The sequence below is a fragment of the Pelosinus fermentans DSM 17108 genome (assembly GCF_000271485.2).
GTDB classification, from domain to species: Bacteria; Bacillota; Negativicutes; order DSM-13327; family DSM-13327; genus Pelosinus; species Pelosinus fermentans.
Genome location: NZ_AKVN02000001.1, coordinates 2,629,542 through 2,653,820, shown reverse-complemented (window position 1 = coordinate 2,653,820; position 24,279 = coordinate 2,629,542). Strand labels below are relative to the sequence as shown.

General features: G+C 36.5%; 25 protein-coding genes. 24 read left to right on the top strand and 1 reads right to left on the bottom strand.

Annotated features, from left to right (window positions below; genetic code table 11):
• Positions 1-2: 2 nt before the first annotated feature.
• The 4 genes from FR7_RS12250 (at position 3) to ytfJ (ending at position 2,445) form a co-directional block, all read left to right on the top strand.
• Positions 3-710: a segregation and condensation protein A gene (locus FR7_RS12250; RefSeq protein ID WP_007934113.1), complete on the top strand. Its 708-nt coding sequence runs from the start codon at positions 3-5 to the stop codon at positions 708-710.
• 7 nt (positions 711-717) lie between these two features.
• The gene (gene scpB, locus FR7_RS12245) at positions 718-1,233 is read left to right on the top strand and encodes an SMC-Scp complex subunit ScpB (RefSeq protein WP_007934116.1); all 516 of its coding nucleotides are present in this window, start codon (positions 718-720) and stop codon (positions 1,231-1,233) included.
• Between the two features lie 97 nt (positions 1,234-1,330).
• Positions 1,331-1,981 carry a DUF2953 domain-containing protein gene (locus FR7_RS12240; RefSeq protein WP_007934118.1) on the top strand — a complete coding sequence of 217 codons (651 nt, stop codon included), beginning with the start codon at positions 1,331-1,333 and terminating at the stop codon, positions 1,979-1,981.
• 17 nt (positions 1,982-1,998) lie between these two features.
• Positions 1,999-2,445 (top strand): GerW family sporulation protein, encoded by a 447-nt coding sequence (ytfJ, locus tag FR7_RS12235; RefSeq protein ID WP_007934120.1) that lies wholly within the window; start codon positions 1,999-2,001, stop codon positions 2,443-2,445.
• A 118-nt stretch (positions 2,446-2,563) separates the two neighbouring features.
• Here ytfJ and FR7_RS12230 read toward each other — a convergent pair whose 3' ends face one another.
• Positions 2,564-2,752, bottom strand: coding sequence for a hypothetical protein (locus FR7_RS12230; protein ID WP_007934121.1), 189 nt, complete (start codon positions 2,750-2,752; stop codon positions 2,564-2,566).
• Between the two features lie 208 nt (positions 2,753-2,960).
• Between FR7_RS12230 and FR7_RS12225 the strand changes: the two genes are divergently transcribed.
• The 20 genes from FR7_RS12225 (at position 2,961) to spoIVA (ending at position 24,127) form a co-directional block, all read left to right on the top strand.
• Positions 2,961-4,112, top strand: coding sequence for a D-alanyl-D-alanine carboxypeptidase family protein (locus FR7_RS12225; protein ID WP_007934125.1), 1,152 nt, complete (start codon positions 2,961-2,963; stop codon positions 4,110-4,112).
• A gap of 95 nt (positions 4,113-4,207) precedes the next feature.
• Entirely contained in the window at positions 4,208-4,801 is a 594-nt protein-coding gene (locus FR7_RS12220; RefSeq protein WP_007934126.1) for a nucleoside recognition domain-containing protein, read from the top strand.
• A 5-nt stretch (positions 4,802-4,806) separates the two neighbouring features.
• Entirely contained in the window at positions 4,807-5,343 is a 537-nt protein-coding gene (locus FR7_RS12215) for a spore maturation protein (protein WP_007934128.1), read from the top strand.
• Positions 5,344-5,499: 156 nt separating this feature from the next.
• Positions 5,500-6,780 carry an FAD-dependent oxidoreductase gene (locus FR7_RS12210; protein ID WP_007934130.1) on the top strand — a complete coding sequence of 427 codons (1,281 nt, stop codon included), beginning with the start codon at positions 5,500-5,502 and terminating at the stop codon, positions 6,778-6,780.
• A gap of 12 nt (positions 6,781-6,792) precedes the next feature.
• Positions 6,793-7,761, top strand: coding sequence for a hypothetical protein (locus FR7_RS12205; RefSeq protein WP_007934131.1), 969 nt, complete (start codon positions 6,793-6,795; stop codon positions 7,759-7,761).
• A gap of 19 nt (positions 7,762-7,780) precedes the next feature.
• Positions 7,781-8,503 carry a pseudouridine synthase gene (locus FR7_RS12200; RefSeq protein WP_007934133.1) on the top strand — a complete coding sequence of 241 codons (723 nt, stop codon included), beginning with the start codon at positions 7,781-7,783 and terminating at the stop codon, positions 8,501-8,503.
• A gap of 70 nt (positions 8,504-8,573) precedes the next feature.
• Positions 8,574-9,839 (top strand): BaiN/RdsA family NAD(P)/FAD-dependent oxidoreductase, encoded by a 1,266-nt coding sequence (locus FR7_RS12195; protein ID WP_007934134.1) that lies wholly within the window; start codon positions 8,574-8,576, stop codon positions 9,837-9,839.
• A 96-nt stretch (positions 9,840-9,935) separates the two neighbouring features.
• Entirely contained in the window at positions 9,936-10,466 is a 531-nt protein-coding gene (locus tag FR7_RS12190) for a DUF5359 family protein (RefSeq protein WP_007934135.1), read from the top strand.
• A 109-nt stretch (positions 10,467-10,575) separates the two neighbouring features.
• On the top strand, positions 10,576-11,877 hold the full coding sequence (aroA, locus tag FR7_RS12185) for a 3-phosphoshikimate 1-carboxyvinyltransferase (RefSeq protein ID WP_007934136.1): 1,302 nt from the start codon (positions 10,576-10,578) through the stop codon (positions 11,875-11,877).
• A gap of 28 nt (positions 11,878-11,905) precedes the next feature.
• Positions 11,906-12,580, top strand: a complete 675-nt coding sequence (cmk, locus tag FR7_RS12180) for a (d)CMP kinase (RefSeq protein WP_007934137.1) — start codon at positions 11,906-11,908, stop codon at positions 12,578-12,580.
• 1 nt (position 12,581) lies between these two features.
• The gene (locus tag FR7_RS12175; RefSeq protein ID WP_237714845.1) at positions 12,582-13,172 is read left to right on the top strand and encodes a lysophospholipid acyltransferase family protein; all 591 of its coding nucleotides are present in this window, start codon (positions 12,582-12,584) and stop codon (positions 13,170-13,172) included.
• Positions 13,173-13,315: 143 nt separating this feature from the next.
• Positions 13,316-15,283 (top strand): bifunctional 4-hydroxy-3-methylbut-2-enyl diphosphate reductase/30S ribosomal protein S1, encoded by a 1,968-nt coding sequence (locus FR7_RS12170; RefSeq protein WP_007934149.1) that lies wholly within the window; start codon positions 13,316-13,318, stop codon positions 15,281-15,283.
• 12 nt (positions 15,284-15,295) lie between these two features.
• Positions 15,296-16,360, top strand: a complete 1,065-nt coding sequence (gene fni, locus FR7_RS12165) for a type 2 isopentenyl-diphosphate Delta-isomerase (RefSeq protein WP_007934150.1) — start codon at positions 15,296-15,298, stop codon at positions 16,358-16,360.
• Between the two features lie 75 nt (positions 16,361-16,435).
• Complete coding sequence (locus FR7_RS12160) at positions 16,436-17,191, top strand: DUF1614 domain-containing protein (RefSeq protein WP_007934151.1); 756 nt, start codon at positions 16,436-16,438, stop codon at positions 17,189-17,191.
• A complete protein-coding gene (gene spoIIP / locus FR7_RS12155) occupies positions 17,184-18,344 on the top strand; it encodes a stage II sporulation protein P (protein WP_007934152.1) in 1,161 nt (386 codons plus the stop codon). Before FR7_RS12160 ends, spoIIP begins: the two co-directional genes overlap by 8 nt.
• A gap of 222 nt (positions 18,345-18,566) precedes the next feature.
• Positions 18,567-19,874, top strand: a complete 1,308-nt coding sequence (locus FR7_RS12150; RefSeq protein ID WP_007934153.1) for a DUF512 domain-containing protein — start codon at positions 18,567-18,569, stop codon at positions 19,872-19,874.
• Between the two features lie 4 nt (positions 19,875-19,878).
• The gene (locus FR7_RS12145) at positions 19,879-20,415 is read left to right on the top strand and encodes a cob(I)yrinic acid a,c-diamide adenosyltransferase (protein WP_007934154.1); all 537 of its coding nucleotides are present in this window, start codon (positions 19,879-19,881) and stop codon (positions 20,413-20,415) included.
• A 36-nt stretch (positions 20,416-20,451) separates the two neighbouring features.
• On the top strand, positions 20,452-21,774 hold the full coding sequence (gene der / locus FR7_RS12140; RefSeq protein ID WP_007934155.1) for a ribosome biogenesis GTPase Der: 1,323 nt from the start codon (positions 20,452-20,454) through the stop codon (positions 21,772-21,774).
• Between the two features lie 26 nt (positions 21,775-21,800).
• Complete coding sequence (gene plsY / locus FR7_RS12135; protein ID WP_007934156.1) at positions 21,801-22,415, top strand: glycerol-3-phosphate 1-O-acyltransferase PlsY; 615 nt, start codon at positions 21,801-21,803, stop codon at positions 22,413-22,415.
• A 233-nt stretch (positions 22,416-22,648) separates the two neighbouring features.
• Positions 22,649-24,127, top strand: a complete 1,479-nt coding sequence (gene spoIVA, locus FR7_RS12130; RefSeq protein ID WP_007934157.1) for a stage IV sporulation protein A — start codon at positions 22,649-22,651, stop codon at positions 24,125-24,127.
• The last annotated feature ends 152 nt before the right edge of the window (positions 24,128-24,279 follow it).

Here is a 24,279-nt window from a genome sequence, read left to right as displayed (position 1 = left end):
CTATGCCAGATTATAAAATTAAACTAGAAATTTTTGAAGGCCCTATGGATTTATTAATGCACCTAATTGAAAAAAATCAAATTGATATTTATGATATACCGATTGCAGTGGTAACAGAACAATACATAACCTATCTTAAAGCATTAGAGGAGTTTAACATTGATATTGCCAGTGGGTTCTTACTTATGGCAGCAACTTTATTGCAGATAAAGTCTCGTATGTTGTTGCCGCGTCCTTCGCAAATTGTAGAATTAACGGAGGAAGAAGATCCTCGCCAGGAATTGGTTGACAGGCTGTTAGAGTATCGAAAATTTAAGGATATGTCGGTGGTAATGGAAGAGATGCTAAAGCAAAGAGAACATTTCTTTACTCGCTTGCCAGAAGAATTTCCAATAAAGATTCCATTGCCGTTGGGGTTAAATATTAATGATTTAGTAGTAGCTTTTGCAGCCGTATGGGAAAGTAGTATTGATGATTATGAACTAGTGTCTCGTGAAGAATTTAGCATCCAAGATAAGATGTATGATATTATTCATCTATTATATAAATATAAAGGTACAATTGAGTTTCATCAGACGTTAATTCGCAAGGGAACCAAATCTGAAGTAATAGCAGCTTTCTTAGCATTATTAGAATTGGTAAAATTGCAAAGAGTGCTCATTTCCCAGAAAGAACGGTTTTCGACGATTTATATTACATTGAAAGAGTGAATGCAAAATGTTTTATTTAAAGTATAAGAAACACATAGAAGCTTTACTTTTTGTTAGCGGCGACCCTATTACGATACATAAAATAGCACAAATCCTAGAGATACCTGAAGAGCATATTTTATCATTAATAGAGGAACTGATTCAGGATATGGCTGAAGAGAATCGGGGACTGACGATTATAAAAGTTGCTGCTGGTTATCAGTTATGTACTAAACCTGAATTATCAACAACTTTAGAAAAATTAGGACAAGTTCAGGATAATAAATTGTCTGCTGCTGCTATGGAAACATTATCGATTATTGCCTTTAAGCAGCCAATTACAAAAATTGAAATTGAAAATATTCGTGGTGTGAAAATTGATCGGGTTCTTGCTACACTAAATGAGCGACAAATGATCAAGGAAATTGGACGAAAAGACACGATTGGAAGACCAATTTTATATGGAACAACTGAAAATTTCTTGAAATGTTTTGGTCTGAACGGTCTGCAGGACTTACCTCCTTTAGCTGAACTGCTACCATAATATGCAGCCTTAGGGCTGTTTTTTTTGTATAAATTTAGGGCATTGGACTAACAATAAAACATAGTAAGAGAAATAAATGATAAAAAGAGGCAGTATTATGGAATTTGGATTAACGTTTATCGTGGCAACTTTAATAATCGTTTTTCTAATTTCTTTGAGCAAGATTTATATAGAAGTAACATATAAACGAAATGATGAAAATGATTATGTAGCAGTTAATGTTTATGCATTAAAAAAGCTAATCTCCTATACGATGCAAGTTCCTATGGTTAGAATTGTAGAAAAATCAGGTGAGTTTACGTTGGAATCCACCGTAAGGACTGCAGTCAGTCGGAAAAAGACCGATCCCATTCGAGAGGAAAAACTGATAAAAAAAACAGATCAGTTAGTTAAAAAACACCCTCGAAAAATAAGACATACAATTCAAAAGTTTCATCATTATTCCAAACAGTATTGTAAAATAATTGAAAAATTATTAAAATTAATAGTTTGCGAAAAAATGTTTTGGAAAACAAAATTTGGATCAGAAGATGCTGCTTTGACAGGTGCTCTAGTCGGAATATTATGGGCTTTTAAGTCATTATTAATGAATCAATTAAAGAGAAGAATTTTTTCAATGGGGACATTAGATATTGAGGTTAAGCCAATTTTTGGATCTAATCAATTTGAGATAGACTTTCAATGTATATTCAGTATAAGACTTGGCAATGTTATAAAAGCATTCAGAAGTATATATAACATTAAATAGTAAAGGGGAAATAGAAAGTGTCTGACCATCCAATTCAAGGTTTAATGAAAACTGCTATGGAAAGTATTAAAGATATGGTAGATGTGAATACAATTGTTGGAGATGCAGTTGAAACTCCTGATGGTACTGTGATCCTGCCCATTTCTCGAGTATCTTTCGGCTTCGCAGCAGGCGGGGGCAATTGTGAACCTGATGAAATAGGTCAGGATCAAACTCAAAAGAATTATGCTTTTGGTGGCGGCAGCGGTGCAGGTGTGAGTGTCAAACCAGTAGGTTTTTTAGTGTGTTCACCTGTACATGGTGTTCGCTTTATGCCAGTAGAAGGAAATCTAATTTACGATAGAATAATAGATTTAGTACCTAAAGTACTATGTAAGCTTCAAGATATGTTAGATGGCAGTAAAAAGGATACAAATGACGATATGGATGAACTGGCAAAAACAGCCGAAACTCAGAATAGTTAGGTTTATTAAAAAAATGTTGAATCAAAAGATGCTGCTAAAAGAAGAAAGTGCTATAGTTACATGGTATGTAAAAGCCGCACATAATTGTGCGGCTTTTTACATATAATGTAATACTGGGTTAACGTAATTGGTCTAGCTGCTCTTTTATTTGAGTAGCTTGTAATGCTTCTGCCTCAGCAAAATGACTATACATTTTAGAAACGTTAGCGTTGTTAATTTGTTTAGCGAAACTTTGATAGTCCCGTACCAGCTCTTGCTTGTGTGTTAAAGTATTACGCAGCGTTGTTGCTATATCTAATGATTCCATATAATTTCACCTCCTAAGATTTAATAGAATAGGAAGGCAGCTTAGTAGAAATCATAGCATATTGCTACATTTTCTATGCTCCCTAGGTAGTATTATTTCCGGTACTACTTGTAATAATGTATCTTTATTTTGACGAGTTGTCAGAAGATCGTTATAATATAAAAGTATTATTCTAAAACCAGCACACCTAAGAAAGGGATAATTAGTCATGATTAAAAAAAAGAAGATTCGTATATCGATAGTTGTTTTAATGCTTTTTATGACAACAAGTACAGTTTTTGCAGCGGCCAATTATCCAAATGTCACAGCAAAATCAGCTATTGTAATGGATGCAGCTACAGGAAAAGTGATCTACAGTAAAGCAGCTAAAGAGCGGCGTTACCCTGCGAGCACAACTAAAATGATGAGTTTAATTGTAGCTCTTGAGCATGGTAATCTTGATGATGTAATTACTGCAAGTCCTAATGCAGCGAGCACAGAAGGTTCATCGTTGTGGTTAACACAGGGAGAGCAGATGACGATGACTGATCTACTATATGGCATTATGCTTATCTCAGGTAATGATGCTACTGTAGCTGTCGCTGAGCATATATCAGGAAGTGTACAGAAATTTGCTGAATTAATGACAGAGAAAGCACATGCTATTGGAGCCAGGGATACTAATTTTACTAACTCTAGCGGTTTACCGGATCCTAACCATTACACCACTGCTCATGATCTAGCTAAAATTGCGGCATATGGTTATAAAAATCCATTGTTTACTCAAATTGTGAGCACAGAACATAAAATCCTTCCTCCCACTGTTAAAGGAGATATTCGTGATTTGTATAACGAAAATAAAATGCTTTGGTTTTATGAAGGAGGCAATGGTGTAAAAACAGGTTATACGGATGCTGCTGGTCGTTGCTTAGTTTCAGGTGCAAAGCGCGATAATATACAACTTATTGCGGTGGTTTTAGATAGTGATACCATGTGGGATGATTCTAAGACGCTATTAGATTTTGCATTTAGTCAGTTAAAGCCAGAAACCGTATTTAATCAAGGTGATATATTAAAAACCACGAGGGTAGCAAATGGTAAATCTGAGCTTCTAAAATTAGTTGCAAATACAAGCATTATCCTTCCAGTTTCAGAAACAGATAAAGATGAATTTAGTACAGTCATTGATGCTCCAATGATCTTAGAAGCACCGATAACAAAAGGACAGAAGCTGGGTGTGGCAAGAGTTTTCTATAATAATACTGAAGTTGCTGCGGTTGACTTAGTAGCAGACGAGAGTGTTGAACGAAAATCTTTTTTTAGTACATTAGTTGCTTCCGCTTGGAATATTGTAACGCTTTTCCTTAAAAATTTTGCTTAAAAGTGAGAATATGTTCTCACTTTTTCTTTTTTAAAACTCGGCATGATTTGTTCTAGTGATAAGACATATAACATACCCTCATAGGGGGTGTGTATATGATTAATTTAATCTGGTTATTTTTAATGGTAACGGGTATACTTTATGCCGGTTGGCAGGGAAGAATAGAAGTGGTAACCCAAGGAGCGATTAGCGCTGCTGAAGGAGCTGTAGGTTTATCGTTTAAGTTGATTGGAGTTATGTGCCTGTGGTTGGGGATTATGAAAATTGCTGAATTAGCAGGTATCATACGATTTTTTTCAAGAATATTAAGTCCACTAATTTGTTTCTTATTTCCTAGTGTACCTAAAAATCATCCTGCTATGGGAGCAATCATCATGGTTCTTAGTGCAAATATGCTAGGTTTGGGAAATGCAGTAACTCCTCTTGGTATAAAAGCGATGCAGGAACTGCAGAGCATTAATAAAGAAAAAGAAAAAGCTTCTGATGCAATGTGTACGCTATTAGCATTATGTACAGCCGGATTCACGTTAGTGCCTGCAACTATTATTGCAATTCGATCCGCAGCTGGATCAATCAATCCTACAGAAATTGTTGGTGCCACCTTAATTGTAAGTTTGGGAGCCACAATGAGTGTAATTATAGCAGATCGTCTTTGCCGAATGTATTATCAGATTCGTGTGAGGAGGTAAACAATATGTTTAGCCTGCTTACCGAGCAATTATCTCTTTGGGTAATACCTATTATTTTACTTCTGGTTCCTATCGTTGGCTACTTTCGCCGTGTTAAAGTATATGAAGCTTTTGTCGAAGGAGCATCAGAAGGATTTCATACTGCCATTCGTATTATGCCGTTTTTGGTTGCAATGATGGTAGCTATAAACATCTTTCGGTTATCAGGGGCGATGGATGTATGGGTTGATGGTCTAAAGCCGATATTAGAGTTTTACGGAGTACCGGCAGAATTGGTGCCTTTAGCGATTATGCGTCCTTTATCAGGTACAGGAGCTTTAGGGATAACCACTGAAATATTAAACACTCATGGACCTGATTCTATGCTTGGACGTATTGCTTCGACTGTTTTAGGCAGTACAGATACAACTTTTTATATTTTAACAGTATATTTTGGGGCTATTGGTATAACGAAACCACGCTATTCTGTATTTGTAGGTTTATTAGGAGATTTAATTGGTTTTGTAGGTTCTATCTACATTTGTACAAAATTATTTAATTGATTATTTTATTTATAAGAAAATATATCTTACTAACAATGATAATGACATTAGATAGGTGATTTTAAATCACCTATTTTTTATTTACCTATCGAGTGGCACTTAGTAAGGCTGAGAATAGACTGTAGTGTGATAGCAGAATGATATGGAGGGATGTTTATGCTAAAAGTGGTCGTGGTTGGAGGGGGATGGGCAGGTTGTGCCGCAGCATTATCAGCATCTAAAGCTGGGGCACAAGTACTGTTATTAGAGCGTACTGATTCACTACTGGGCACTGGCTTAGTAGGGGGTATATTTCGTAATAATGGAAGGCATACTGCAGCAGAAGAAGCTATTGCAATGGGGGGCGGGGATATCTTTGTTGCAATGGATGCAAATGCAAGACATAAAGGTATTTCATTTCCTGGCCATAATCATGCTTCCACTTATGATGTAACAACGATGGAACCTTTAGTAAAAAAGATTCTACAAAATTATGGAATTGAGATTAAAACAAATACAAGGGTAGTCGATGTGCTAAAACATGGAAAAAGAATACATACATTGATTATAGATGGTGGGATTGAAATAAAGGGTGATGTATTTGTAGATGCAACTGGTACTGCGGGATCTATGGGAAATTGCCTTACCTATGGGAATGGGTGTGCTATGTGCGTAATGCGTTGTCCATCATTTGGTCCTCGCGTTAGTGTTACGGCTAAGGCAGAGATAAAAGAACTAATGGGAAGAAAATCAGATGGAACCTTTGGTGCAATGAGTGGGTCATGTAAATTATGTAAAGAATCTCTTAGTATTGAAATTAAAGATTCTTTAGATCGGGATGGTGTCGTAGTATTACCATTGCCAGAAAGATTACAGAAAAGTGGTTCCTTAGGTAAAAAGGCTTGTACTCAATATGCTTTGAATGAATATGCGGTTAATTTAGTATTGCTAGATACTGGGCATGCCAAATTAATGACGCCATATTTTCCCTTGGAAGATTTAAGAAGTATTCCAGGCTTAGAAAAAGCGCGCTATGAAGATCCTTATGCTGGTAGTATGGGGAATTCTATACGATATTTAGGAATTGCTCCATGTACAAATTCATTGAAGGTTGAGGGGTTGGACAATCTATTTTGCTGTGGTGAAAAATCAGCAATTCTTGTAGGGCATACAGAAGCAGTAGTAACGGGTTTGCTTGCAGGAAATAATGCGGTTCGCCACTGCTTGGATATGAAATATTTAGAATTGCCAACCTCAATAGCTTCTGGTGATTTTATTGCATTTGTACATGAGCAGATGAAATCAGAAGCAGGCCTAAGTATACGGTATACCTTCTCTGGCTCTGTGTATTTTGAGAGAATGAAGGCGTTATCTTTATATTCCATTAATCGAACTGAAATACACGATAGAGTAGCTCAAGCTGGATTTAAAGACATTTATAGCGCTTGCCTAGTATAAGGAGGTATAAATATGGATAGAAATATCTCCCAATGTATTGATATTAATTCAAAATATTGCCCTTGTTTGTTAGCGGAAACAAATCAATGTACTTTTTGCAGTCATTTAAAAGGAGAGGGAACTTGTAATTGTAATTGGGCGGGTGTATGTATATTATATGAAAAACATTGGCAGTATAAAAAAATACAGCAATGTGATGAAAGTATTGCAACAAGGATGGAGGAAGAGGTTTCCTTTACCGTAAAAGAACAGATTAGCGATAATACATATAGACTGGAAATGCAAGTGAGTAATACATTTGCAGAACCTTTAATGAAAATTGGTTCTTTTGTATTTTTAAAAAGACCTAATGATCCCGCCTTTTTTTACTTTCCTGTTAATATTATGAGTGTACAAGGAAACAAATTAGATGTAGTCATTGAATCGATTGGACCGAAGTCAATTAGAATCATAGCAGAAAATAATGATAAACTAGTGGTGCGTGGACCTTATTGGAATGGAGTTTTAGGTCAACCCTGGATTGACAATCTTACTTATGGTAAGATAATATTAGTAGCTGGTGGTATTGGGCAAGCTCCTGCGCTGCCCCTCGCAGTTAATTTGAAAAAAAATAATAATCAAATTACAGCGGTTTTGGCTCCTGGAAAAGTAGGAAAGATTTTTATAAAAGAACAACTAACTGAATTAGGTGTGACAGTACATATCGTGCCTTCCTTACGTAAAAATGGCATCTCTATGTTGAAAGAGGGGTTATATCAAAAACCTGATTTAGTCGTAAGTGCTGGCCCTGATAATCAGCATTACGCAATTATTAGAACCATGCAAGCGGCAGGTGTTAATATACCTATGGTGGCTACCAATAATGCGACTATGTGCTGTGGCGAAGGTATTTGTGGTAGCTGCATCAAAAAGGTGCAGGGCAATACAGAAATTAGACTGTGTAAGCAACAAATTGATTTTTCTAAATTTATTGAGGATTAATTATTAAAAGGAGTTTATGATGTTAGAACGTTTGCAGAAAATTATCAGTCAAGCTGGAATTGCTTCCAGAAGGGAATCGGAGAAAATTATACAGCAAGGTCGGGTATCCGTAAATGGTAAAGTAGTTACCGAGTTAGGTACTAAAGTCATTCCCGGTAAAGATCGGGTTGCCGTGGATGGTAAACTTATTTCAGGAGAAAAACTGGTATATATTTTACTATATAAACCAAAGGGAATCTTAACCACATTAAAAGATCCTCAAGATCGTAAAACAGTGGCATCATTGGTCACTGATATCCCACAGCGTATTTACCCTGTAGGTAGACTTGATTATAACACGGAAGGTTTACTGCTACTAACTAATGATGGTGCACTTACCAATGCTCTAATTCATCCCAGCAAAAAAATTGATAAAACATATATTGCTAAAGTTGCTGGTAGACCTTCTCAAGAAAAAATCGATTTACTGCGAATTGGTATTCGATTAGAAGATGGTGTGACAGCTCCTGCAATAATTGATGAAATGGAATTTGAGCGTGAGAGAAATCTAACCAGTTTTAGAATTACCATTCATGAGGGAAAGAATCGTCAAATTCGCCGTATGTTTGAAGCTATTGGTTCTGATGTAAAACAACTCAAGCGGGTTAAATTTGCTTTTTTAACACTGGAAGGGTTACGCCGAGGAGGGTATAGGCATTTATTGCCTCAAGAAGTGGAAGCATTACAGAACATTAATAAATGAGTGTGCGAGCCCTTATTGTGTAATATAATAAGGGTTTTTTGTTTTACTAAAAAATGAAAAAGGTGATAAGATGAGGAACATTATTGTAGTTGGCGGTGGTGCTGCCGGTATGATGGCTGCAGTTAGTGCTAGTCAAAATGGTGGTAAAGTCATTGTTTTGGAAAAAATGGCTTCTTTAGGAAGAAAATTATCGATTACCGGTAAAGGTAGATGTAATATTACTAACATTGCTGAAAAAGAGATCATTATTAAAAACATTCCAGGAAATGGAGCATTTATTTATAGTTCTTTACATAAGTTTGGTAACCAGGATATTATAGACTTTTTACATCATTATGGTGTTATGACTAAAATCGAAAGAGGTGGGCGGGTTTTCCCGGTTAGTGATCAGGCCAAGGATGTCGTTAGTGCCTTTTTAAAGGCCTTTAAAGATCTAAATATTGAAGTAGTAACGGGGCAGCAGGTAAAAAGAATCCTTACACATAATGGTAAGGTAACAGGAGTGCTTGCTAACAATAATGTAAAGTATGATGCTGAAGCCGTAATCATGACCACAGGTGGTTCTTCTTATCCGGGAACCGGTTCTTCTGGTGATGGGTATCGTATGAGTGAAGCCGTTGGGCATACGATTATTCCATTAAAACCATCATTAGTGCCACTAGAAGTAGGTGAAGATTGGATTCGTGAATTACAAGGGCTTTCCTTAAAAAATGTCTCAGCTAGTGTCATCTTTGCAGGGAAAAAAGTAGCAGATGATTTTGGTGAGATGTTATTTACTCATTATGGTTTATCCGGTCCTATTATTTTGTCATTAAGCAAAAAAGTAGCTGAACTATTGAATCATCATCCTAATGAAGAAATACTGATGGAAATTAACTTAAAGCCAGCTTTATCAGCAGAAATACTTGACAAGCGCATCCAACGAGATTTTGAAAAATTTACTCGTAAGCAATTAAAAAATTCTCTTAGTGAGTTATTGCCGGCCAAATTAATTAATGTTGTCATCGATTTGGCTCATCTTGATCCTGATAAATTTGTACATCAAATTACTAAAAGTGAGCGTGTACGTTTGCAGGAACAGATTACTAAATTAACTTTTACGATAACAGCGACACGACCAGTTAGTGAGGCAATTGTTACAGCAGGCGGAGTCTATGTAAAGGAGATAAATCCTAAAACAATGGAATCAAAAATTGTAAAAGGATTATTTTTTGCTGGTGAAGTAATTGATATTGATGGCTATACTGGTGGTTTTAATTTACAAGCTGCTTTTTCTACTGGCTATGTAGCAGGTTACAATGCAGCCAAATATGATTACATAAGTGGGGAAGCCTGAGATAATTATATTCTGAAATATGAGTTGGGCAAGGTATGTACGATATAAAATAGCGCATAATATAGGCTAAATGACAAAAAGCAGGTGGCATCTTTCGTGAATAAATCAAAAGACAGCTGGATGATACGTAGCGAAGCCATTTTATTACGCATCATAGTTATTTGTATGATGATATTAGTTGTATCCCAACTCTTGTTATTTAAAGAAGAAACACGATCTTACTTATCAAAAGTTGACAAAATGGAAGGTGAACAACTTAATACTGCTATGCCTTTATACGCAGATACCCCCTTGCAAATTAAAGAAGAAGCTACCGCCATAAAAAATTATCAAAGTATGTTACGAAAAAGTAAGGTTATTCTTCTCCATATGGTAAAACCATCTGAAAATGCAAAGGTTTATGTGGTTGTAAATGGAAAAAGGACTAGTGATTTTATTAAAGGAAATAGTAAAGTTACCGTATATGATGGGGATTATCTTGAGATTGATACTACTGAATTAGAACAACCAGTCCAATTTATTATTAAAATTCCGGAAAAAGATTTACTTTCTCCCGTAGATGGTTTAATAGTGGAAGGAAGTAAGGGCATTTTGACTATTGGCAAAATAAAATTTAAGAATGAATAGTAAAAAGGATAATGGCTTTTTTCGGTGAATTATAAATAAATATGTTTTTCTTAACTAATCGAAACTCTATTTTATTATTTTGTTACCTAAAATATGGAGGAGAATTTATATGTTAGAAAATATAACGATAAGTCCCAAAGGCGGTTTATCTGGTAGTATAAATATTCCAGGAGATAAATCCATTTCTCATCGAAGTGTTATGTTTGCAGCACTTGCGTCTACACCTGTAGTTATAAAAAACTTTTTATATGCAGAAGATTGTTTATCAACAGTTAGTTGTATGCAAAAATTAGGTGCTAAAATCGAAAAAGACGAAGAGAATAATTTGCACGTATTGGGTCAAGGACTATACGGTCTGAAAGAGCCCGAAGATATTCTTGATGCTGGAAATTCTGGAACCACATTACGCTTATTATCAGGTATTTTAATTGGACAGCCTTTCTTTAGCGTGTTGACTGGTGACGCCTCTTTACGCAGCAGACCTATGGCTAGGGTTGTAACTCCTTTGAGAATGATGGGTGGCGAAATCACCGGACGCCAAGATACAAGATACGTACCCATTTCAATTATTAAAAGTAAAAAAGAGAAAATTATTGGTATAGAATATACTATGCCAATGGCTAGTGCACAGGTAAAATCGGCGATCTTGCTGGCAACCTTATTTGCAAGCAGCCCTAGCACCATTACCGAACCCTATGTATCTCGTGATCATACTGAGTTGATGTTGGAGACTTTTGGTGTAAAAGTAGCAAGACAGGGCACGAGTGTTAACATTAACCCTGCATCTCAGTTACATGCGCCAGGTGAAATAAATGTACCTGGAGATATAAGTTCAGCAGCCTTTTGGTTAGTAGGGGCAACCATCATTCCTGATAGTCATTTAACTCTTATAAATGTCGGCATAAACCCGACACGTACAGGAATCCTGGATGTTCTTAAAGAAATGGGCGCAAATATTTCAATTGAAAATCAACGCTTTAGTGGTGCAGAACTTGTAGCTGATCTTGTTGTAAAATCTGCCAAACTAAAAGGTACCACAATTGATGGCGCGATTATTCCAAGATTGATTGATGAAATACCAATCTTGTCTGTTGCAGCATTATTTGCAGATGGAAGAACGATTATTCGTGGTGCAGAAGAATTAAGAGTAAAAGAAACAGATCGACTAAAGGCAGTCGCCAGCGAATTAGGAAAAATGGGGGCCATTATGACGGAAACAGATGATGGTTTAATTATTGATGGCCCTCAGAAGATGCAATTTGCTAATTGTGAATCTTATCATGATCACCGAATAGCAATGGCACTCGCTATCGCAGGTGCTGCTTCTTTGGGAGTAAACATTCATAAGCATACTTGTGCTAATATTTCTTATCCTAATTTTTTTGCAACTTTAGAAAATATTAGAAAATAATATTTGGATTTTGTATATGGGGGCAGTTATGAAAAAGTTAATTATTGCTATAGATGGTCCTGCTGGAGCAGGAAAGAGTACTGTAGCCCAAATTCTAGCTCACCGTCTTCATTATAATTATATTGATACTGGAGCTATGTATCGTGGAATTGCCTGGAAAACAATAAAAAGTGATGTTTTAAATGATGAAGTAGCCATTGGAAACATCGCTCAGGATATTAATATTGGATTACATTATGGTGATGGTAAAACCACAGTATTTGTTGACGGTCGTGATGTCACTGCTGAAATTCGTACACCTGAAGTTTCTCGTATCGTATCAGAAATTGCTCAAATTAAATCCGTGCGCGATGCTATGCTCAAATTACAACGTAAGATGGCAGGCTGTGGGGGAGTTGTTATGGATGGTCGTGATATTGGCACTCATGTATTACCTAATGCAGATGTAAAGATATTTCTAACGGCATCGATTAAAGAGCGGGCAGAGCGTCGTTGGCGAGAGTTAACGGAAAAGGGCTTTAAGGTAAATCTAGAAGAACTTGAACAAGAAATTATGGCTCGCGATAAAAATGATTCTGAACGTGAATTCGCTCCCTTAATACAAGCGTCAGATGCTGTGTTAATTGATACTACCACTCTTTCCATACAAGAAGCAGTGGAGGCAATCACAAAACTTTGTGAGGAGAGAAAAAGTCTTGTATAGTGTGATTAGAGTTTTTTTGCATTATTTCTTTAAAATCTTTTTTCGCTGCAGAATCATCGGAGCTAATAATATTCCAGTGGCAGGAGGGGCTATTATAGCCTCTAATCATGTGAGTCTCTTTGATCCACCCGTTGTAGGAACTGCTTTTACAAGATCAATTCATTTTATGGCTAAAGAAGAGTTATTTGCAGTACCATTTATTAGATGGATTTTAAAGAATTTAAACGCCTTTCCCGTACGACGCGCTACAGCTGATCGTACTGCTATTAGGCATGCTATCAATTTATTAGAAAATGGGGAGTTGCTTGGTCTTTTCCCAGAAGGAACGCGTAGTCTAACTGGTAAATTGGGTAAACCTGAAACTGGTCTTGCAATGATCGCCTTGAAAGCTGGTGTGCCAATTATACCCACTGCGGTTATTGGTACAAATCAAGTATGGAAAGAAGGGCAGCTATTTCCTCGCTTCATTGTTAAATTTGGCAATCCTATTATTGTAAATCAGGGAAAAGCTGATAAAGAAACGATGGAAAAACTCAGTGATAAAATCATGCAAGAAATTTCTTTGTTGTTAGAGGAGAAGGTAAACTTTTAAGATAGTTTACCTTCTCTTTATCCGAGGATCAATCCACCTTGGCTTTAAGTATATCCTTTTTATTTTCACATAAAATAAAAGGAATAATTATTATTTACAGGGAATATCACTATAAGTAATTTACAATCTATAGGAGGTAATGTATGAAAATAATTGCGGCTGAACACCAAGGTTTTTGCTATGGTGTTAAACGCGCAGTGGCAATGGCTCAAGAATGTATAGGTATGGAAGGCACTATACATACTTTAGGACCCATTATTCATAATCCACAAGTAGTTAAACGCTTTTCAGATAAAGGTATTGAAGTAGTAAACGATTTATCTTTTGTTGATGATGAGAGTACAGTGATTATACGTTCTCATGGAGTAGGTCCGGACATATATGCGAAAGCCCAGACTAAAAAATTAACGGTTGTTGATGCTACTTGTCCCCATGTGAAAAAAGCCCAACAAGCAGCTCATGAGTTATTACAGGATGGTTTTGCTGTAGTAATCGTTGGTGAAAAACACCATCCAGAAGTAAAGAGTATTTTAGAATGGTCAAACAACCAGGGAATCGTAGTCGAAACAATTCAAGAAGCAATGCACTTACCTTTTATGCCGAAATTAGGTGTAGTGGTACAAACTACATTTTCTGGAGAAGTTTTTCAAACTATAGTTAATGTTTTGCAAACGAAATGCAACGAATTTCAAATTCGTCGTACAATCTGCACTGCAACTGATCTTAGGCAACAATCAGCATTAAATATCGCAGCAAAAGTAGATGTAATGTTAGTAATTGGTGGTAAAAATAGTGCAAATACTTCAAGGTTAGCCCAATTATGTCATGATGCTGGCAGCCGGGTATATCATATAGAAACAGCTGCGGAATTGAGAGTTGAAGATTTTTCTGGGATAGAAACTGTTGGAATTACAGCAGGTGCATCCACTCCAGATTGGTTAATAGAGGAGGTTTATCAAAAAATGCAAGAATTCAATCAATTGTTAGACAATGAAGTAATCAAAATTGAGCAAGGCAGTATTATCAAGGGGAAGATCGTAGGTATTCGTAAAGATGAGGTTTTTGTTGACATTGGCTATAAAGGAGAAGGAAGCATCTCCTTAGCTGAATTAGCATATCCAACACCAGAGAATGCCGCAGAAATAGTTAGCGAGGGGCAAACCATTGACGTGTTTGTATTAGACTTAGAGAGCAATGATGGTATTAAACTGTCTAAGGTAAAAGCTGATGCAATAGTAGCATGGGATGTATTAGAAGAAGCCCTAGAGAATAAAAAACAAGTTGAAGCTAAGGTTTTGGAAGTTGTAAATGGTGGTTTAAAGGTTTCTGTTTTGGGAGTTCATGGTTTCGTTCCTGCGTCTCAGGTAGAATTACGCTTTGTAGAAGATTTATCACCTTTTACAGGACAAACATTAACTTTTCAACCCATTGAGGTTGATCGTATTAAAAAACGAGCAATTTTATCTCGTAAGGTTATATTGCAAGAACAACGTCGCATTCTTGAAGAAGAAATCTTTTCAAAATTAGCCGTGGGACAGATTGTATCAGGAACAGTACGACGTATTGTTGATTTTGGTGCCTTTGTTGATATCGGCGGTATTGATGGGTTAGTTCATATCTCAGATTTATCATGGCACCGTGTAAAAAGCCCTCAGGAAATTGTAGCCCTAGGTGATCAGGTAAAGGTACTCATTTTAAAAATTGATAATGAGGCAAAGAGAATCTCCCTTAGCTTAAAAGAAGTTGGGCGTGATCCCTGGCTAGATTTAATCGAACAATATTCAATAGGTGCAATTGAAAAAGGAAAAGTTACTAAGATTACTAAATTTGGAGCATTTGTAGAATTAGTTCCAGGAATAGAAGGTCTGGTTCATATGTCAGAACTATCCGATGAGAGAGTCAATAAGGTCGAGGATATCGTAGCAATTGGACAGGAAGTAACTGTAAAGATACTGGAGATTAATAAAGAAAATAAACGGATTTCTCTTAGTATTAACAAAGCGCAACAGGATGCTGAACGAGTAGAATATCAATCTTATTTGGATAAGCAAGAAGGAACCGGATCGACAATTGGTGATAAACTCGGACACCTATTTAAGAAATTTGAGTAGGGAGATGACAGGGTGCGCCAATCACGTAAATTAGATCATTTAAAATATTCATTAGCATTACATGATGGACCTAATGCTAGCGGATTTGCCGACATTTCTTTAATACATAATTGCCTTCCCAATTTATCCTGGAATGATATTGATGTTTCATCTTCGCTGGCTGGTATATCCCTTGCCCATCCTGTTATTATCAATGCAATCACTGGTGGAGCTAATGATGTTACAGAAATTAATGAGCGTATTGCTGATTTTGCCAGTTTAACCAATACTGCAATGGCAATTGGTTCTCAATATGCGGCTTTGGAGCATTCTGAAGTGCAGCACTCTTACAAGATTGTTCGTAAAAAAAATCCTCATGGGGTTATTTTCGCAAATTTAGGGGCCTATGTTACTCCACAGCAAGCTCAGATGGCAATAGATATGATTGATGCCCAAGGCATTCAGATTCATTTAAATGTTGCTCAAGAAATGATGATGACTGAGGGAGATCGAGATTTTACAGGATATCTTACAAATATTACTAATATTGTTAATAAAGTGAAGGTTCCTGTAATCGTTAAAGAAGTTGGCTGCGGAATCGCCAAGGAACAGGCAAAATTGTTATCCGAAACTGGTATTAAGGCAATTGATGTTGGTGGTACTGGTGGGACAAACTTTCTAGCAATTGAAGCTGCCCGTCGTCAGTTAGATGTTAATCAAGAGACTTTATCTTGGGGAATTCCTACTGTTATAAGTGCTGTTGAAACGATGTCAGTATTACCTAAACAAATGGATATGATGGTTTCGGGCGGAATACGTACCTCTCTAGATGTGGTGAAATCTCTTGCATTAGGCGGTGTTGCTACAGGTATGGCAACACCAATAGTGAGACTGTTGTGTGAGAAAAATATAGATTCTGCTGTTAATTGGTTTCAAGAGTTTTTGCATGAAATTCATTGTTATATGCTGCTGTTGGGAGCTGTCAATGTAAGAGAGCTAGAATGTGTTCCTCTCATTATTTCTGGCTACTGTAAAGATTGGCTGATCACCAGAGAAATTGATATAAGTAAATATGCTGTTAATAGAAAGCATGGCTGATGCCATGCTTTTTTTGTATGTTTTGTTTCTTAAAGGGGCAAGATAAACCATAAAATACAGTAGAGGTGAATAAATATGAATATGCCAATAGGAATGATTATGCTATTGGTTGTTGGTGTTTTGGTTTATTTTGGTGTAGCCCATAGAATTCTAGATAGAATGCGTTTAACCGATAAACAGGCTTTACTTTTTATCGGTGCAGTAATTGTAGGTAGTTTTATTGATATTCCTCTTATGAGCACTCCCGTTGAAGTAAGTATTAATGTTGGGGGAGCATTATTGCCAGCTTTATTAGCGATTTGGCTAATATTTAAAGCCGATGAAACGGCAGAAAGGGTACGAGCTATACTGGCAGCTATCTTAGTTGCTGTTGCTGTATCCCTAGGGTCGCGTTATTTACCCTATGAGCCAGAGAATATGTTCTTAGATCCTAAAATTATATATGGCATATCTGCAGGTCTAATTGCCTATTTAGCTGGTCGTTCTAGACGAAGTGCCTTTGTAGGTGGAGTCTTGGGTATTGTCTTAAGCGATATTGTGCATATGGTTACAATTATAGGATTAGGTATACCTGGTACAACGGATATTGGCGGTGCAGGTGCTTTTGACGTAGTAATGATTGCAGGGGTTATAGCAGTGATGGTTGCAGAATTAGTTGGAGAAACTAGAGAGAAGATGCAAGGTGGTCCAGTGCTTGGTAGATATCGACCAGAAGGATTATACGAATTTAGCAAAGAGCTTTCCCATAATAATCGCAAAGGTAAAACTCGTAAACTAAATGAAGAGCTTGCAAGTAAGGAAGAAAAGGATAGAGGTGAAGATCATGAATAAACTGCGGGGGGCAGTTATAGTGCTATTATTGGTATTCTGCATAACCATGCAAGGGTATGCACATGAGCGAACAGATGGGGGATATTATACTTTAGTCGATGAGAATGGTAATACCGTTTATATAACAGGCTGGGGCGTTGACGTAGGTGATCAGTTTCTTACTGAGAACAATAAACGTTATGAGGTAATTAGCATCTCAGGTGATATTGCCCAGAGTAAATTTTTAGGTAATGTCAACCTAAGTAAATACGCTAATCCAGAAAAAAATATTTTTTTTAGTATTCTGCATCCTTCTATTGCATGGGCTGAAGCCAGTGGTAAAGTTGCTGTTTATCATACTCACTCTGATGAATCCTATATACCTACTGACGGCAAAGATAGTATCTTAGGAGCCGGCGGTATTTATAAAGTGGGAAATGCCTTTACAAGTGCCTTACAAGGTAAAGGATTAGAAGTTTTTCATTCCGAAGCTAAACATGATCCTCACGATAATATGGCTTATGAGCGTTCGCGGCGTACAGTTACAGAACTCTTAAAAAAACAGCCGGATGCTATTTTCGACATCCACCGTGATGCAGCTCCACCAGAAGTCTATAAGGGAAATATCGATGGTAAAGATATTACCAAGTTGCAATTAGTTGTTGGAAAATATGGACCTACGGGAAAACAAATTGAAGATTATGCTTTACAAATTAAAGCAAATTCAGACACGCAACACCCAGGTTTAATTAAAGGTATTTTCTTTGCTAAAGGCGGTGATTATAACCAAGATTTGCACCCCCGCTCTATGTTATTAGAAGTCGGATCGGAAACTAATGATCGTGAATCTGCCGAAAGAGGTGTTGCCTTGTTTGCAGATGTAATACCGAGTATCCTAGGAAAAACATCCGCATCTCCTAGTAATGCAGAAGGGGCAGCTGGAGTAGGTACAGAGCAAACAGGACCTTCGGGTGCAAGTAAGGCAATTGGCTGGATTGTAGGTTTTCTGGTTGTTGGTGTCGTTGCTTTTTTGTTTTTGAGTACTGGCAGTATGAAAGAAGCAAAAGGAAAACTAAAACAGTTTGCTACAACAGAGTTTGCTAATTTCTTAGGACCTAAATTAAAAGCTAAAAAAGAGAATGTTAAGCCGAATCATGAAAAAGAAAAAGAATAAATAGGAAAGAAATACTTTTTTTATAATATAAATAGTATTTCTTTGCGATTTATAGTATGATATAGAATGCAATAAAGATTTTATAATAAAATGCATTATAAAATCATTTTTTGAAAAAGGATCTAAATAATGATTTATTTAGAGTGATGCTCTTCCATCACTCTTTCTTTTATTGCAGGAAATAAAGAAAAAAAAAGGAATATAGCATGAGAGGTGACATTGATGGCATATAGTGGTATTATTTCAAAAGTTATGCCAGAAAGTATTGCAGATGAAATAGGTTTGGAACAAGGGGATCGTCTGCTTGCAGTTGATGGAGAAAATATTCGAGATCTTATTGGTTTAAGCTTTGCTTTAGCGGATGAATGTATAGAACTTTTGATTGAAAAGAAAAATGGAGAACAAGAAGTTTTTGAAATAGAAAAAGAATATGACGAAGATTTAGGCATTGAATTTGAAAGCGCAGTTTTTGATGGTGTTCGTCGATGCGCCAATAAATGTATATTTTGTTTCGTGGATCAAATGGCACCTGGTATGAGAGAAAGTTTATACGTAAAAGATGATGACTATCGTCTCTCTTTTTTGTATGGTAATTTTGTTACTCTAACGAATCTTGGACCTCGCGATATTAAGAGAATTAGCAAGCTTCACTTATCACCTTTATATATATCAGTCCATACTACAAATGGTATGCTACGTGAAAGAATGTTAAATAATAAAGTTGCAGGTAACATTATGGACCAATTACATACGTTAATTGACAATGGTGTTGAAATGCACACGCAGATCGTATTGTGCCCGAATATTAATGATGGTGACGATCTTGAAAGAACAATCCGTGATTTATATGCATTACATCCGAATATACTATCAATGGCAATCGTTCCTGTTGGATTGAGCCGTTTTCGAGATAATTGTTATGAGTTAGAAACTTTTACACCAGACAAAGCCCTTGCTGTTGTTGAGAAGATAAATAGCTGGCAAGAAAAATGCCGGGAAGAGAATGGAACATCTTTTGTCTATTTATCAGATGAATTTTATCTCGCAGCGAATCAGCCCATCCCGGATTATGAGATGTACGATGGTTTTCCTCAGCTTGAAAATGGAATTGGTCTTGTGCGAAACTTCTTATTTGAATGGCAGGAAGAACCAATAGTAGCGCAAGGATATTCTGAGCCCCATTATCTGGATGTGGTATGTGGCATATCAGCAAAAAAAATCCTAGGACCATTATTAAAAGATATTACCATTCCCAATTTAACAATTCGTGTTTTGTCCGTTGAAAACATATTTTTTGGTACTGACATAACTGTAAGCGGGCTACTGACGGGGCAAGATATAATTAGAACGTTGACAGCAAATGAGGGAATACGAACAGGCGTCATCATACCTGGAGCCGCATTAAAAAAAGGTGAGACTGTATTTTTAGATAATATGACTTGTGAGCAATTAGAAGATCACATAGCAGTTCCTGTACGTGCAGCCTATGGTGCTAAGGATTTAAGAGAATTATTACAAGCCTGGAGGTAATTTCGTGGCTAATTTAGGATTAGTGCAAGTATATACTGGTGATGGAAAAGGGAAAACTACTGCTAGTTTAGGTTTAGCATTCAGAGCCTGTGGACATGGTTTTCAAGTTTGTATGATTCAATTCATGAAGGATAATACAGAATATGGTGAATTTAAGTCTAGTATCAATTTTCCTGGTTTAACGTTGCTTCAGGTTGGTCGCAATGATTTTGTGAATTTGAAAAACCCCGAAGAGATTGATAAAAAATTAGCCCAAGATGGATGGAATAAAGCAAAGAATGCTATAAGTTCCGGTAAATATGACATCGTTATTCTCGATGAAATCAATGTAGCAATCGCATGTAAAATACTAGACGTACATTCTGTAGTCAGTTTCTTAACCGAAGATCGCATGACACTACCCAAAATTCCGGAAATTATTTTAACAGGCAGATATGCACCGCCTGAAATCATTAACATTGCTCATTTAGTAACGGAAATGAAGGAAATACGTCATAATTATTCAACGGAAATGGAATCACGCCAAGGTATTGAATTTTAATTTATAAAAATATATGATTACGTATAGGAGATAAATATGAGTAAACCAATTTTAGCCATTGTTGGACGCCCTAATGTGGGTAAATCTACGTTATTTAATTATATCGGACAGAAAAGAGTATCCATCGTTGAAAACATCCCAGGCGTTACCCGAGATCGGATTTATCTTGATGCAGAGTGGCTTGACCGTGAATTTACGATGATTGATACCGGTGGCATCGAAATAGAATCTAGCGATAAAATGTTAACTGCAATGCGATATCAAGCGAAATTAGCAATTGACGAGGCAGATGCTATTTTATTTATTGTAGATGGAAAGGTTGGTTTGACTTCTGCTGATGAAGAAGTTGCTATTATTCTGCGTAATACTCGTAAGCCAGTGATCGTAGCTGTAAATAAAGTTGATAACATGCAAAAAGCAAATGAAATATATGAGTTTTATAATTTGGGACTTGGTGATCCAATTGCCATTTCTGCTGCAAATGCTCTTAATATTGGTGATTTGCTGGATGAGGTTGTTAAACGTTTACCTAATGATGAAGTTGTGGAAGAGGATAATGAAACAATTAAAGTTGCGGTTATTGGCCGTCCTAATGTAGGAAAATCTTCATTGGTAAATCGATTAGTTGGTGAAGAACGAGTTATTGTAAGCGATGTAGCAGGTACCACTCGCGATGCGATTGACACTCACTTTACAAAAGATGATACATCTTTCGTTTTAATTGACACGGCTGGAATGCGACGTAAAGCTAAAGTCGAGCTTCCTGTTGAAAGATACAGTGTCATGAGAGCATTGCGAGCGGTGGATCGTTCTGATGTGGTTTTAATTGTGATTGATGCCGTAGATGGTGTTACAGAGCAGGATAAAAAAATCGCAGGTTACGCTCATGATGCAGGTAAGGCTTCTGTTATTATCGTAAATAAATGGGATCTGCTTGAGAAAGACGGCAAAACGTCTCTAAGATACACAGAGAATATTCGTACAGAATTAGCTTTTATGCAATACTCACCAATACTTTTCATTTCAGCTCTTACGAATCAAAGAGTTTCTCGTGTTACTGAATTGATAAAATTTGTAGCAGAGCAGCATACGATGCGTATCGCTACTAGTGTTTTAAATCAAGTAATTGAAGACGCAGTTTCAATTAATCCTCCGCCGTCACAGTTTGGCAGACGCTTAAAAATCTATTTTACTACTCAGCCTAATGTAAAACCTCCAACATTTGTTCTTTTTGTTAATGAGCCCGAAATAATGCATTTTTCCTATTTGCGCTTCTTAGAGAATCGACTTCGAGAAAGCTTTGGTTTTGAAGGAACACCACTAAAACTTGTGGTGCGTGGACGTAAAGAGGAAGAATAATATGATGGGGAGAAGATAGTGATATAATGAATTATTTACTTATCGCTGTACTTGGTTATTTGATTGGTTCTATTCCAAACGGATTGCTTATTGGGAAAAAAATATATAATGTAGATTTACGGCATTTTGGCAGTAAAAACATTGGAGCCACAAATGCATTTCGAACGTTAGGTCTGTGGCCGGCTTTTTGGGTATTTTTTACTGACGCAGCCAAAGGAGTTATTGCAGTATATGTAAGTGATTTTTTTATAGGCACACCAATCGCACTATTAACGGGCGGCATCGCTGCTATTATTGGTCATAATTGGTCAGTGTTTTTGAGATTTACAGGTGGACGCGGCGTTGCCACGGGTTTAGGTGTCATAGCTGTATTAGTTCCTCAAATTACTGCAATCATATTTTTAATATGGGCAATTATAGTATATATTACTCGTTATGTATCATTGGCATCCATTGTATCTGCTGTATTAGTACCCATTTTCATGTGGCTTTGGGGTGAAAAAATTGAATTCTTATATTTTGGTATTCTTGCCGCCTTGTTCGTAGTCGGCAGGCATAAGCCAAATATTGAAAGGCTATTGAAAGGTACAGAATTAAAAATAAAAGCAGGCAATATGAGTGTTAATTCTAAAGAAAAATAAAGTAAGAAAAAAGACTGGGCTTAGGCCCAGTCTTTTTTCTTACTTTGTAATAATATTGCTGGCATGTCATATATTTATAATGATTAATTGACTACTATTTAGTTAATTTTAAAATACTATTTCATTTCATTTCATTCGATTCTTATTTTTTCATTAAGGGAGGGATGGTTTGCGAGTGTAGAATATACGCTAGTATTTTCCATAAAGCATAGCTGTAGGGAGGGAAACGGTAAATGGAAAAATTCGATTTATTTCGGGATATTGCCGAACGCACTGGTGGTGATATTTACATTGGTGTTGTAGGCCCAGTCAGAACAGGAAAATCAACGTTTATTAAACGATTCATGGAAACGATGGTTTTACCTAACATGATTGATCCATATGAGAAAGAAAGAGCTAAGGATGAGCTGCCACAAAGTGCCGCTGGCAAAACAATTATGACAACGGAGCCTAAATTTATTCCAAACGAAGCTGTCGAAATTAGTGTTAAGGATAATATAAATGTTAGAGTCAGAATGGTTGATTGCGTGGGCTATACTGTCGATGGTGCATTAGGATATGAAGAGCAAGATGGCCCCCGTATGGTCCTTACACCTTGGTTTGATCATGAAATTCCATTTCAAGAGGCCGCAGAAGTTGGTACAAAGAAAGTAATTGATGAGCATTCTACGATTGGTTTAGTAATTACTACTGATGGCAGTGTAACAGACTTACCCCGCGAAAAATATGTACCTGCTGAAGAGCGAGTTATTAACGAATTAAAAGCATTAGAAAAACCATTCTTAGTCATATTAAATACATGCCGGCCAACTTCAAAAGAAACCCGTGAATTAGTAGCAAAGTTAGAAAATGAATATGATGTTCCTGTAGTACCTGTAGATTGTATTCAACTTAATCAAGATGATATTTATGCCATTTTACAAGAAGTTTTATATGAATTTCCAGTAAAAGAAGTAAATATTTCTTTGCCGAAATGGATTGAAGAATTGGAAACTGATCATTGGCTTAGAGAAAAGTTTGATGGTGCAGTACGCGAGGTAGTCCAATATGTAAGAAGACTTAGAGACATTGATCGAGCCATTGATGATTTATCAGGTTACGATTTTATTGCAGATGTAATTTTGCACGATATGGATCTTGGAAATGGTATTGCAGTAATTGAGATTACAGCCAGAACTGATTTATTTTATCAAGTATTAGAAGAATTGACAGGCTTTACGATATCAGGTGAACACCATTTATTGCGTCTAATGCAAGACTTATCTGTTGCAAAACGTGAGTATGATAAAATAGCAAGTGCGCTAGAGCAAGTTAATTTAACTGGATATGGCATTGTATCACCACAGCTGGATGAAATGGTTCTAGAGGAACCAGAAATTATAAAAACAGGGAATCGCTTTGGTGTGAGATTAAAAGCATCTGCACCGTCATTACATATTATTAGAACTGATGTTCAAGCTGAAATATCACCTATTATTGGCAGTGAAAAGCAAAGCGAAGAACTCGTTCAATATCTCATGAGAGAATTTGAAGGAGAGCCAGAAAAAATATGGCGGACAAATTTATTTGGTAAATCACTAAATGCTTTAGTCCGGGAAGGCATTCAAAATAAACTTGCTGGTATGCCAGAAAATACACAGATAAAATTGCGTGATACCTTACAAAAAGTTGTAAACGATGGGAGTGGCGGATTAATATGTATTATTTTTTAAATAAAACTTATAAAAACAAAAATGATAGCTGAGAAATTGATAAAAATGGTCAATCTGTACAGATTGACCATTTTTTTTATTAATAATACTTGTTTTTTGTAGTGTAGTAGTGCTATACTGTCTACTGAGAATAGATTATTATCCGCATGAGT

Excerpts from the sequence above, each read along its gene's own strand:
- FR7_RS12250 (WP_007934113.1), top strand. The coding sequence starts at position 3 with ATGCCAGATTATAAAATTAAACTAGAAATTTTTGAAGGCCCTATGGAT.
- scpB (WP_007934116.1), top strand. The coding sequence starts at position 718 with ATGTTTTATTTAAAGTATAAGAAACACATAGAAGCTTTACTTTTTGTT.
- FR7_RS12240 (WP_007934118.1), top strand. The coding sequence starts at position 1,331 with ATGGAATTTGGATTAACGTTTATCGTGGCAACTTTAATAATCGTTTTT.
- FR7_RS12230 (WP_007934121.1), bottom strand. The coding sequence starts at position 2,752 with ATGGAATCATTAGATATAGCAACAACGCTGCGTAATACTTTAACACAC.
- FR7_RS12225 (WP_007934125.1), top strand. The coding sequence starts at position 2,961 with ATGATTAAAAAAAAGAAGATTCGTATATCGATAGTTGTTTTAATGCTT.
- FR7_RS12220 (WP_007934126.1), top strand. The coding sequence starts at position 4,208 with ATGATTAATTTAATCTGGTTATTTTTAATGGTAACGGGTATACTTTAT.
- FR7_RS12215 (WP_007934128.1), top strand. The coding sequence starts at position 4,807 with ATGTTTAGCCTGCTTACCGAGCAATTATCTCTTTGGGTAATACCTATT.
- FR7_RS12210 (WP_007934130.1), top strand. The coding sequence starts at position 5,500 with ATGCTAAAAGTGGTCGTGGTTGGAGGGGGATGGGCAGGTTGTGCCGCA.
- FR7_RS12205 (WP_007934131.1), top strand. The coding sequence starts at position 6,793 with ATGGATAGAAATATCTCCCAATGTATTGATATTAATTCAAAATATTGC.
- FR7_RS12200 (WP_007934133.1), top strand. The coding sequence starts at position 7,781 with ATGTTAGAACGTTTGCAGAAAATTATCAGTCAAGCTGGAATTGCTTCC.
- FR7_RS12195 (WP_007934134.1), top strand. The coding sequence starts at position 8,574 with ATGAGGAACATTATTGTAGTTGGCGGTGGTGCTGCCGGTATGATGGCT.
- aroA (WP_007934136.1), top strand. The coding sequence starts at position 10,576 with ATGTTAGAAAATATAACGATAAGTCCCAAAGGCGGTTTATCTGGTAGT.
- cmk (WP_007934137.1), top strand. The coding sequence starts at position 11,906 with ATGAAAAAGTTAATTATTGCTATAGATGGTCCTGCTGGAGCAGGAAAG.
- FR7_RS12170 (WP_007934149.1), top strand. The coding sequence starts at position 13,316 with ATGAAAATAATTGCGGCTGAACACCAAGGTTTTTGCTATGGTGTTAAA.
- FR7_RS12160 (WP_007934151.1), top strand. The coding sequence starts at position 16,436 with ATGAATATGCCAATAGGAATGATTATGCTATTGGTTGTTGGTGTTTTG.
- spoIIP (WP_007934152.1), top strand. The coding sequence starts at position 17,184 with ATGAATAAACTGCGGGGGGCAGTTATAGTGCTATTATTGGTATTCTGC.
- FR7_RS12150 (WP_007934153.1), top strand. The coding sequence starts at position 18,567 with ATGGCATATAGTGGTATTATTTCAAAAGTTATGCCAGAAAGTATTGCA.
- der (WP_007934155.1), top strand. The coding sequence starts at position 20,452 with ATGAGTAAACCAATTTTAGCCATTGTTGGACGCCCTAATGTGGGTAAA.
- plsY (WP_007934156.1), top strand. The coding sequence starts at position 21,801 with ATGAATTATTTACTTATCGCTGTACTTGGTTATTTGATTGGTTCTATT.
- spoIVA (WP_007934157.1), top strand. The coding sequence starts at position 22,649 with ATGGAAAAATTCGATTTATTTCGGGATATTGCCGAACGCACTGGTGGT.